Genomic DNA, 12268 nt, shown 5'->3' with positions numbered 1-12268 from the left:
GACACTAAAAAGATAGTAATTATTTTATGAAAAAGCTTAATATTATACGGTTATCTTATAAGTTAGAATATCTTATTATTAAAATAACAGTTATAAAATTAACGTATAAAGGAGAAATGTATGTTAACTAAAACATTAGCAAGGGACGTATTAGGCACAACAAACGAGAAAGTACAAAACTATTTTAAAGCACAATTAAATGAACAGTTAGTATATGACAGCCAATTTATAGATATAGCATTAAATAATGTAATTGCTGTAGGAGGATTTGCTTTCTATGTACCAGCAATTAACGAAATACTTAAAGATGAAGTAGTAAGTCAATATGTAGATGGCTTAGATAGAAAAGCATCACACTTATTTAATATTGATGGAAATAAAGTAAGTTATTATACATACAAAGATGGTAATGTTACAGAGCAAACATTAAAGGCTCAAATTGCAGAAACAATGGTTGAAATCTGTAAAAACTATAAAACTTGGGCTGGAAGCATCAATGAAAAAGGTGAACACGTTATTGACTTAACAAAACCAGTACCAGGCCCTCACTTCTATACAAATATGTTATTAGGTGACCGTATGAATTTTGAAGTAGCACTTCAAACAACACCTAAAAGTGTAGTTGATAGATTCGGTGCAGGAAGCTTTAGAGCACATGCTGCAACTCAAGTATTAGCTACAAGATGGGATATGTTACCAGAAGAAAACGGTTTTCCAGCAAATAGACAATTCTACATCGTAGAAAACGGAAAACAAATTTTCTACTCAGCAGATGTATTAGATGAAAATATTGAAACAGCTACATGTAAACATGGTCAAAACTACACAGTTATTGAGTACACAACAAAATGTGGTCTTAAAATCACAAGAACTATTTTCTTAGTTCCTCAATATGAAGGGTTACCAGTAGCAACAGAAGTACAACGTATTGCAATTGAAAATACAACAGGTACAAAAAGAAATGTAAAACTTGTAACAACTGGTATGCTTGCAACAACTGCACCAGGAGCATTAATGGAAGACGTTGTTTACTCAACAGTTATCATGCAATCAAGAGTAATCAATGATGAAGAGGGTAACTTAATCGGTTATGCACCAAGCTACTATCCAATCAATGCTAGAGCAGATGTTCGTTTCACAACATTCATGGCATTTGAAAAAGGTGTTAAAAAATACGCTACAGAACTTTGTACAAAATACAGTGAGTTCGTAGGAAGCGGTAACTTATTAAAACCACAAGGACTTAGAAAACTTTCTAATAACTTAAATACAAAAGGACCAGGTTTCTTCGCATTAGGATGTAACTTAGAAATCGATGCAAATGATACAGTATATGGTGATCATTTCGTAGGTCTCGTTTCTAAATTTGATAATAAAGAAGTGTCATCAAACGTTATTGATGAAGAACTTGTAAACTTACAAAATAAATTTGCTACAAAAGAAGTTGTTGATAATGCTTTAAGAGAGCAACAAGAAGGATACAAAAAATATAGCACATACTTACAAGTAGAAACTAGCGATGCTGATTTCGATAGCTATGTAAATAAAAATTTACCATTCCAAGTATTATATCAAACATTCGTATCACGTTCATTTGATCTTACACAAAAAGGTTACCGTGAAATTGGTTTCAGAGAAATCCAAGATATCTTCGTTTCTCAATATTACTTAATTTCTATGGGTGAAATCAAATATACAAAATCATTATTAAGCGAATGGATTGAAAAAGTATTCGAATATGGATACTGCTACCACAACTTCTTTTGGAAAGGTAAAGAAGCAGGTAAATGGTCAGATGATGGTTTATGGCTCGTACAAGCAGTTTACCGTTATGTAAGCTATAGTGGAGATAAAGCATTCTTAAATGAAATGTATGAAATCCCAGAATCAAATGGTAAAAAACGTAGTGTATATGACACATTAAAAGCAATTATCAAATACTCATCTGAAATCTCAGTAGGTGAACACGGATTTCCACTTATTGACTTCGCAGACTGGAATGACTGCTTAAAAGTAGATGATAACTACTTAACAGGTCCACAAAAAGAACAAATGGATGGGCCATTCAAAGGTTACTCAGAAAGTATTATGAATGCATTCTTATTAAAAGTAGCTATAAACGAAATGGAAGAGTTCGCTAAATTCCAAAATGATGAAGCATATATGCTACATTTAACAGCTGTAAATACAAAATTAGCTGAAAATATCCAAAAATATGCATGGAAAGATGACTTCTTCGCAAGAATCTTATTCAACAGATTCGGTGATGAAATCACATACTTAGGTGCTAACAATGATGGATTTTCTTCAGATCCAGAAATTAATGGTACATACTTCTTAAATTCATTCAGCTGGTCAGTATTATCGAGGTCAGCAACAGATGAACAAATTAAAGTAATGTTAGATCGTATTGAAACATACTTAAAAACACCATTTGGACTTAAACTTATGAGCCCAACAGATCTTTCAAAAATTGCTAAGAGTACAGCAACAGGAGAATACTTCCCTGGGGATAGAGAAAATGGTGGTATTTTCAAACATGCTACAATGATGGCAACAGCAGCTATGTTGCAAGCAGCAAAAGTTGTAGAAGATGTAAAACTTGCTGAAAGACTTAGAGATGTAGGTTACTGGATGGTTAAACTGGTATTACCATACAAAACATTAGAAGATCCATTCAAAAAATGTGGTAATCCAAGATGGTGTACACAATACAATAACAGCCAAACAGGTGAAAACATTGGGCCAACACTTAGTGGTACATCTACATGGCTTACAATTACATTATTCGAAATGTTAGGTATCGAATATGACAATGAATCACTTGTATTAGATCCAATCTTAGATGAAAAAGAAACTAATGTAAAATACACACTTAGATTCTATACATCTGAATACACAATCAATATTACAAAACCAGAAGGGTTTACTCGTTTAGCTAATAGCAACTACTCACTTACTGTAGACGGAAGTGCAGTAGAAGGAAACCGTGTGAAATTAGTAAATGATGGTAAATTACATCAAGTTACATTAAGTTTTAATTAATAAGCTCAGAAAGAAAGGAGGGCTTTAGGCCATGGGTTATAGATTTATAGATTATAAAGGCTCATTCAAAATGGTAAATCCAGATCAAAATAGTTATGCATACTTCCCAATTGCCAATGAGAAAGGTGTCATGTCTAGCGTGACACCTATCCTAAACGGGGACTGTAAAATGGGACAAAATACATTTTTACTTGCACCAGTAAGTGCAGAAGAATTACATAACAATAAGTCTTCTAGAAATTTCTGGATTGATGTAGATGGAAAAGGGGCTTGGTCAGTAACTGGCGCATCAGCTATGCAACAAGCAAAATTATTTACAGATGATAAAGATGAGACAGTATTAGAAGCAGGAATTATGTGGCATAAAGTAACACGTATATCTGAAGAGATGGGTGTTAAAGCGGAAGTTACTTCATTTGTACCAAACTTAGTAGAAGCAAATGGAGAAGTTACAGAAGATACTGTAGAGCTTATGAAAGTAACAATTACTAATATTGGAAATGAACAATTAGTATTAAGACCTACAGCAGCTATTCCACTTTATGGCCGTTCTGCAACAAATTTAAGAGACCATAGACATGTAACTTCACTTTTACATCGTATTCAAACTACAGAATATAGTGTACTTGTAAATCCTACTTTAACATTTGATGAAAGAGGACATAAAGTTAATACTATAACTTATGGTGTATCAGGAGCTACAGAAAGTGGTGAAATGCCAGTAGGTTTCTTCCCCGTTGTAGAAGATTACATTGGAGAAGGTGGATCATTTGAAGTACCTGAAGCAATTATGAAGAGTAAAGAGCCAATTATTGGTGCAAATGTAAAAATAGATGGGTATGAAGCAATCGGTGCATTATCTTTTACAAAAATAAAATTAAATCCAAGTGAAAGTAAATCTTATATTGTAGCAATCGGCTTTGCAGAAGAAGGCATAAACTACGAAGAGATGGCTAAAAAATACTTAAGTAGAGAAAGCTTCGATAAAGCATTAGAAGCAACAAAAGCTTATTGGGATGAAAAAATCAATATTAATTACCATACAGGAGACGAAACATTTGATAACTGGATGTACTGGGTAAACTTCCAACCAATGCTTCGTAGAATCTATGGCTGTTCATTCTTGCCACACCATGACTATGGAAAAGGTGGACGCGGATGGCGTGATTTATGGCAAGACTGTTTAGCATTATTATTCATGGATCCAAGTAGCGTTCGTAAAATGTTAAAAGATAACTTTGGCGGCGTTAGAATCGATGGAACAAATGCAACAATCATTGGAACTAAACCAGGTGAATTTATTGCAGATAGAAATAATATCACACGTGTATGGATGGATCATGGGGCATGGCCATTCTTAACAGTAAATCTTTACTTACAACAAAGTGGCGATTTAGCATTCCTTTTAGAAAATCAAGCATATTTCAAAGACTTACAGGTTGAAAGAGGTACAGCTAAAGATGAATTATGGAATATGGCACAAGGCAATATTCAACGTGTACAAAATGGAGAAGAAAAATATGAAGGTACTATTTTAGAGCATCTCCTTGTACAACATTTAACAGCATTCTTTGATGTTGGCGAACATAATAATCTTAAATTACATGGCGCTGACTGGAATGATGCTTTAGATATGGCAGATGAAAAAGGGGAAAGTGTAGCATTTACAGCTCTTTATGCTGGTAATATGAAAGCAATTGCACAGCTACTTCGTGAAATCAAAGCACGCTTAAACAAAAATGAAATTGAAATCGCAGAAGAATTAAAAGTACTCATTGAAGAAACAGAAGTTATTTATGATGATGTAGCAGGTAAAAATGAATTATTAGCAACATACTGCAAACAAGTAAGACATGCAGTAAGCGGTAAAAAAGTAGCTGTAGATATCGAAGAATTGGCTGCAAATCTTGATAGAAAAGTAGCTTGGATGTTTGAACACATTAGAAAAGCTGAGTGGATCACAGATGGCGAAGCATGTAGCTGGTATAACGGTTACTATGACAATCATAGTAACCGTGTAGAGGGTAAATTTGACGACAATGTACGTATGATGCTTACAGGACAAGTGTTTATAGTAATGTCAGGCATTGCAACCAAAGAGCAAGTTAAAGAAATCACTGTAGCAGTAGATAAATATCTTTATGATGCAGCAGTAGGCGGTTACAAATTAAATACAGACTTCCATGAAGTTAAAACAGACCTAGGAAGAATGTTTGGTTTCGCTTATGGACATAAAGAAAATGGAGCTGTATTCTCTCACATGGCGATTATGTATGCTAATGCTTTATATCAAAGAGGTTTTATAAAAGAAGGTTATAAAGTAATTGAAACACTTTACAAACATTGTACTAACTTCAATGCAAGTAGAATCTACCCAGGTGTACCAGAGTATATTAATACACGTGGTAGAGGAATGTATCATTATTTAACAGGTGCAGCAAGCTGGCTTATGTATACTGTCGTAACTGAAATGTTTGGTGTAAAAGGTGAATTAGGTGATCTCGTATTACAACCTAAATTGCTTTTAGAACAATTTGACCAAGATAATAAAGTAAGTATTGCTTTTACATACGATGGTAGACAATTTGAAGTAACATACATCAACAATGGCAACAAACCATCTAATGAATGTGAAATTGAATCAGTATACTTCAATGAATGGCCATATATCATTGATGGGAACAAAGTTGTAATCAAGCGTAATATGATTGAGGAGTTAGATACTGGCAAACAGTACAAAATTAAAGTTGTTTTAAATTAGGTATAAGAAAAACTAATAGTATTAAGGAGCTTACTATAAAGATTTTATAGGGGCTCCTTGTTTTAATATTTACATAAGAAGTTAAAAAATATAGTATAATTATGTAAAAATGTTACACAATTGTAATGCGATTATGTAAAATTAAAATTTATGGGGTGAACAAATGTTTAAAGTACAATTAGTAGATGATGAACCTATTGTAAGAAAGGGGCTTAAGGAATTAATCCCGTGGGAAGATCTAGGTTTTGAAGTAGTCTGTGAAGCTGAAAATGGTGAAGAGGCTATTATGCAGCTTAAAAAAAGGGAAATAGATTTAACAATTGTAGATATTGAGATGCCTATTATGACAGGAATGGAATTTATGGCAAAGGTAAGAGAAGATGAAAATGATTTAGAAGTTATTATATTAACTGCTTATGGTGAATTTGAATATGCCAAAAGCGCTATTAAATATGGTGCATTAGATTATATTTTGAAGCCTTTAGAAGAAGAAAAAATCATATTAGTTTTAGAGAAAGCAAAAGAAAAACTTATGGATAAAGAACGTAACAAAAAGATGTTACAAGTATTTACTGAATTAAAAGGTGAGAAGAGAAAGAAACGTCAGCTTTCTAGAGATAAGGATAAACAGCTTGTTAAATATATTATGCAAAGTGATGAAAGAGCCTTTGAAATTTTACACAATATTTTGGAAGAAGAAAGAAGTTATGGGGACTTAGAAAGAGAAAGTATGTGTGTAAGATTCTCTTATATCCTAGAAGAGATTGTTGTAAAAATTAAAGAACGATTTATATATTTGGGTAAACTAGAAAATGTAGATGCCTATTTAGATTATGGACAAGATGAGCAAACAGAAAAAGAAGTACTTATTGACTGTTTTAATAAGAAAATCAGTAGTTTATATAGTATGTTTGAGGAAAGTAAAGTCATGTACAAAGATAATATAGTTATGCAAGCTTGTCAGTATGTTATTGAGCATGTGGATGAAGAAATTAATTTAACCATTATCAGTGAGAAATTAGCTATTAGTAAAAATTATTTCTGTACACTCTTTAAACAAGAAACAGGCGAAAATTTCTTAAGTTATGTAACAGGCATGAAGATGAAGAGAGCAAAATTCTTGCTTAAAGAAAAAAAATTATCGTGTTTATGAAGTAGGTGAAAAATTAGGTTATACAGATACAACTTATTTCACAAGGTTATTTAAGAAATATACAAATATGACCCCTAACGAATATAAAAAGGCAGTGTATGAATAAATGAATAGGCATTTAAAGAGAAAACCTACTAATAGTATTAGCTGGGTGCTTATGAAAAGCTATCTTGTAACAATGACTATTTCTTTAGTATTGGGAATAGGTATATTTTATTTAGCTCTGCAAAAAGAAGTGGATTATAAGTTCCAAACCAGTGACATGCAAGCACTTAATACATTTTCATTTTTATTATCTAAAAAGATGATGGAAAGTGAAAGAGTCTCTTATAACCTTGTTATTAATGATAATGTGCAAAGTTTGTTAAAAGAAGTTTCAAGTGAGAGAGGTAAGAATTTAAGAGAAATTCTAAGAAAAGAAATTACTAATCGAGACGATATTAAATCCATTCATATTGTGGATTTGTATGGAAATGTATATTCGGAGTATCAAGAGCCTGCATATAACAAGGATAATGAAGCGTTTAGCAAGCAACTTAATTTAGAAAAAGTCAAAAATAAAAAGGGAGCAGCTTACTGGGAAATAGGACAAAATATACTACAACCAAGTAAGCTGCCTACCCTTTATATGACACGCCTTATTAATTCTAAAGAAGATATGCAGCCTCTAGGCTATATTGTTATTTATTTAAATCAAGATAACCTTAAGCAAGAGTGTGATAATATTTTAGCCAATATTACCTTAGATATTATTATTCAAGATGGATTAGGACAAACCTTATGCATGGCAGATGAAAGTAGGATAAGTGCAGTTATTAAGGCTAAAGATGAAATTAGATGGGAAGAAAATAAGTATTATTATATTAAAAGAAATCACAAAAAATATTACTATGTAGTAGAAAAAATGCCGATTATAGAAGGCTATATTGTAGGGCTTAATCATCAGTCGCGTACAAATTATAACATTAGTATTATTTTAATCTTTGCAGTAATGAGTAATATTATTTTTATTATTATTGCCTCTTTAATTATTAAACGAAAAGTAATATGGCCTTTAAAATTCATCGCTAATAAAGCCAGAATTGTTGGTGAAGAAAAGAAATTAGATCAAGACTTCTATATGGAAGAAGGCTATTTAGAGGTGTATGACATTAGTGATGCCCTTAATGAGATGATGGGGCAAATTAATGAGCTGATTATAGATGTAGCGCAAAGAGAAAAGCTTCAAAAACGTTTAGAACTTTCTATTATTAATCATCAAGTAAAACCACACTTTTTATATAATACTTTAAATGCAGCCAGCATATTGGTGGCTATAGAGGAGAAAGACACAGCCAATGAGCTTATTAAAACGTTAGCTAAGTATTATAGAGCATGTTTAAGTCGTGGAGACGAATGTATAACTATTGTAGAGGAAATACAGATTGTAGAAGAATACATTAAGATTGTCATTATTAGAAAACCAAATAGTGTAGTAATGCACTATAATATTGATGAAAGAACTTTAGAATTTAAAATTCCTAAGATTACAATTCAATCATTAGTAGAAAATAGTCTTAAATATGGTGTAAAAAAAGCAGGGGTACCTGTACAAATTAATGTTTCTACAAGTTTTGATGAAAAAACAACAGAATGATTGTTACTGTAGAAGATGATGGAAATGGAATGAGTGAAGAAGTTATTGAAAAAATTATGAAAGGTGAGAAATTGGAAGCAAAATCAGGATTTGGACTAAAAGCAATTATCGCACGACTTTGCCTAAATTATGACATAAAAGATACAAAAGAAGTCATAGAAATAGAATCAAAATGTAAAGAATATACAATGATAAAGCTTTATATTCCTGTTTAATTGTATAATGTCATAAAAAAATATATAAAAGATAATTTTTTATGGATTATCGTAATTTTATGAAGTTAAAAAATAATTGTATAAGATTTATAATTTATTTATCAAATTCAAACAAAGGGTGAGATAAATATGAATAAAAAATTATTATCTAAGCTTTTAGTATCAGCATTATTAGTAACTTCATTAGCAGGATGCGGTGGCACAACAACAAACACAGCAAATGCTAGTGCAGAAGGCAGCAGCGCATCTCAAACTGGAGAAAAAACAGTTGTAACAATGTGGATTATGCCTAACAGTGGTACACCTGATGAAGATTTCATGGAAATCTTAAAACCATTCTTAGAAGCAAATCCAGATATTGAAGTACAACCAACAGTATTAGACTGGGGTTCAGCTTGGACAAAATTAACAACAGCAGCTACAAGTGGTGAAGGTCCAGATATCACACAACTTGGTACAACACAAATCGCAGCTATCGCAGCTATGGGGGCTTTAGAAGAATTAACACCTATTTATGATCGTTTTGGTGGAGCAGATGCTTTCTATGAGGCTACACTTCCAACAACAAAAATCTTAGGTGCTGGAGATGAAATGTATGCAGCTCCATGGTTCATCGATACAAGAGCATTATTCTACAGAAAAGACGTTTGTGAAGCAGCTGGTGTAAATCCAGAAACAGATTTCGAAACATGGGATAGCTTCAAAGAAGCTCTTACAAAAATGAAAGATGTGGAAATCGATGGTAAAAAAATCACACCACTTGGTATGCCAGGTAAAAATGACTGGAACGTTATCCACAACTTTGCACCATGGATTTGGGGAACAGGTGGAGAATTCATCGCTGAAGATAATACAACATGTGTAATCAACTCAGACGAAGCTGTTAAAGGTGTTCAATTCTACACAGAACTTGCAACAGAAGGATTACTCAGTATGGCAGGTCTTGAGAAAAACTCAGCTGAAATCGAAGCTACATTTAATGAAGGTGAATTCGGAACAATGTTCTCTGGAGCATATGAAATCGCAACTTTAAGAAGAGAAAAACCAGAACTTGCTGAAAAAGTTGGAACAGCACCATTCCCAGCAGGTCCAGAAGGTAGATATGCATTCTTCGGTGGCAGTGGATTATCAGTATTTAAAACATCTAAAAACAAAGAAGCAGCTTACAAAGTTATCGAATACTTAATGACACCAGAAGCACAAGTTGCATACCAAGAAAAATGTGGTAACTTACCAACAGTTAAAGCAGCTTATGAAACAGAATTCGTTGCAAACGAAGAAATGCGAAAGGCTTTCAAAGAACAAGCTGACTTTGGTAAAGCTTATCCATCAGTTGCAGGTTGGGGTCCATCAGAAACAATTCTTCAAAAAGGTTTAAGTAATGTTTGGGACAATGTTATGGGTGTATTCGGTGCATACGATCCAGCTAAAACAAAAGAAATCTTAGATCAAACAGCTAGTGAATGTACAGTAATTTACAACGAACAATAAATTACATGCATTAAATACACTGGTGCGGGAGGTAAAAAAAGTGAGTAAAGTAGCAAAAGGGCTAAATAAAAAAGGCACAGTCAAAAAAAGTTTGTTATCACAAATCAAGAAAAATAAGCTTGCATATGGTTTAATTGCACCAGCACTCATTGCAATGTTTGTTGTTCACTTAGTCCCTATCGTTTCGGGGATTTGGATGTCATTTTTAAAACTTAATCAATTTACACTTAAAAAGTTTTTAAGGGCACCTTTTATAGGACTTCAAAACTATTGGACTGTGTTATTTGATCCTACAAGTACAATTCGTTCAGGATTTATTGATGCACTTAGAAATACAGCAATCTTTTCAGTAATCTGTAGTTTCCTTGTAATTGGTATTGGTTTATTATTAGCAATATTACTAAATAGAAAATTCAGATTCCAAGGGCTTGCAAGAACATTATTAATGACACCTTGGGTAGTACCATCATTCGTTGTTGGTTTATTATGGGGATTCATGTGGCAACAAGACGGGGTAATCAATAAACTTCTTGTAGATATATTCCACTTCCTTCCAGAAGGTCCTTATTGGTTAACAGGTCCTAAAGTCCTTATTGCAATTATTATCCCTACAATTTGGAGAACAGTACCTTTCGTAATGCTTATGCTTTTAGCAGGTTTACAACAAATTCCTGTAGATTATTATGAAGCTGCAGAAATTGATGGTGCTAATTCTTGGCAACAATTTAGAAGCATCACCTTACCTTTATTAAGATCTGTTTTATCAATTCAAATATTAAATGGTATTATTAACTATATTTACTCATTTAATATCGTAGCCATGATGTTCGGTCACGGAGCAGGTTTCCCAGGAAAATACGGCGACTTACTTATGACAAATATTAATCGTAACTCATTCCAAATCTGGCAATTCGGTCCTGGTGCAGCAGCAACAGTAATCGTTATGATTTGTGTATTAGGATTAGTTGCATTATGGTACAAAGTATTCCAAGATGATTTGGTGGTGAATGACTAGTGAATAAAACAAAAAGCTTATCTGAATATAAGAGAAGAAAAAGAATAATTGATGGAATTGGAACTGCTATTGTATGGCTATTCGTAATAGCAGCCCTCTTTCCAATCGCATGGATGATTTTAACATCATTTATGACACAAAGTGATATTGCCACTGGTAGAATAGGTATACCTAACCATTGGAAAAACTATGTAGATATGTGGAAAAACGTTGATTTCTTCAATTACTTCAAAAATAGTGTAATTGTATGTGGAATTACAACAGTTGTAGCTTTAGGTATCGCAACATTTGCAGGATATGCAGTAGCAAGATTTAAATTTCCAGGTTCAGGGATATTCGGTGCAGCTGTACTTGCAACACAAATGGTACCAGGGATTATGTTCTTATTACCACTTTATCTCATGTTTATTAAAATTCAAGACACTTTAGGAATTCAAATTATCAATACATACGCTGGATTAATCTTAGTATATTCAGCATTCTACATTCCATTTAGTATCTGGATCTTAAGAGGTTTCTTTGCTGGGATTCCAAAAGAATTAGAAGAAGCAGCTATCATCGATGGATGTAGTGGATTTGAAGCTTTCTTAAAAGTAATTTTACCAATCGCTAGAATTGGACTTATTGCAACAGGTATTTATATTTTCCTTATGGCATGGGACGAATTATTATTCGCTTGGGTATTAACAACTTCATCAGATGTTGCTACAATCCCAGTTGGTATTCGTCTATATGTTGGAAATTACCAAAACCGTTACGACTTATTAATGGCAGCTGGTTGTGTAACAACATTACCACCACTTATGATTTTCTTCGGTCTTCAAAAACAATTCATCAGTGGTATGACTGCTGGAGCTGTAAAAGCTTAATAAATGATATAAAAACAACCTTGTATTTTACAAGGTTGTTTTGTGTGTTTATAATTCCATATATAAAATAGAGTAATAAGGAG

Annotated in this window: 8 protein-coding genes and 1 pseudogene; all 9 read left to right on the top strand. The window is 32.8% G+C overall.

Annotated features, from left to right (window positions below; translation table 11 throughout):
• Window positions 1–120: 120 nt before the first annotated feature.
• The 9 genes and pseudogenes from JCM14822_RS01355 (at window position 121) to JCM14822_RS01320 (ending at window position 12185) form a co-directional block, all read left to right on the top strand.
• Window positions 121–3045, top strand: coding sequence for a GH36-type glycosyl hydrolase domain-containing protein (locus tag JCM14822_RS01355; RefSeq protein ID WP_054738973.1), 2925 nt, complete (start codon window positions 121–123; stop codon window positions 3043–3045).
• 31 nt (window positions 3046–3076) lie between these two features.
• Window positions 3077–5806 (top strand): GH36-type glycosyl hydrolase domain-containing protein, encoded by a 2730-nt coding sequence (locus JCM14822_RS01350; RefSeq protein WP_054738971.1) that lies wholly within the window; start codon window positions 3077–3079, stop codon window positions 5804–5806.
• Window positions 5807–5969: 163 nt separating this feature from the next.
• Complete coding sequence (locus JCM14822_RS01345; protein ID WP_054738969.1) at window positions 5970–6959, top strand: response regulator transcription factor; 990 nt, start codon at window positions 5970–5972, stop codon at window positions 6957–6959.
• 25 nt (window positions 6960–6984) lie between these two features.
• Window positions 6985–7065: pseudogene (locus tag JCM14822_RS24350) on the top strand (AraC family transcriptional regulator); the annotation flags it as partial.
• Between the two features lie 51 nt (window positions 7066–7116).
• A complete protein-coding gene (locus JCM14822_RS01340; protein ID WP_054738967.1) occupies window positions 7117–8595 on the top strand; it encodes a sensor histidine kinase in 1479 nt (492 codons plus the stop codon).
• Window positions 8592–8810 carry a sensor histidine kinase gene (locus JCM14822_RS01335; RefSeq protein ID WP_054738965.1) on the top strand — a complete coding sequence of 73 codons (219 nt, stop codon included), beginning with the start codon at window positions 8592–8594 and terminating at the stop codon, window positions 8808–8810. Before JCM14822_RS01340 ends, JCM14822_RS01335 begins: the two co-directional genes overlap by 4 nt.
• 129 nt (window positions 8811–8939) lie before the next feature.
• Complete coding sequence (locus JCM14822_RS01330; RefSeq protein ID WP_054738964.1) at window positions 8940–10301, top strand: sugar ABC transporter substrate-binding protein; 1362 nt, start codon at window positions 8940–8942, stop codon at window positions 10299–10301.
• 40 nt (window positions 10302–10341) lie between these two features.
• The gene (locus JCM14822_RS01325; RefSeq protein ID WP_054738962.1) at window positions 10342–11316 is read left to right on the top strand and encodes a carbohydrate ABC transporter permease; all 975 of its coding nucleotides are present in this window, start codon (window positions 10342–10344) and stop codon (window positions 11314–11316) included.
• Window positions 11316–12185: a carbohydrate ABC transporter permease gene (locus tag JCM14822_RS01320; protein ID WP_054738960.1), complete on the top strand. Its 870-nt coding sequence runs from the start codon at window positions 11316–11318 to the stop codon at window positions 12183–12185. The genes JCM14822_RS01325 and JCM14822_RS01320 overlap by 1 nt, the downstream gene beginning before the upstream one ends.
• Window positions 12186–12268 lie beyond the last annotated feature (83 nt).

Origin of the sequence: Cellulosilyticum ruminicola JCM 14822, from assembly GCF_001311925.1 — a bacterium.
GTDB classification, from domain to species: Bacteria; Bacillota; Clostridia; order Lachnospirales; family Cellulosilyticaceae; genus Cellulosilyticum; species Cellulosilyticum ruminicola.
Note: the sequence above shows the minus strand (reverse complement) of the source record. Positions and strands in the feature narration are given on the sequence as shown.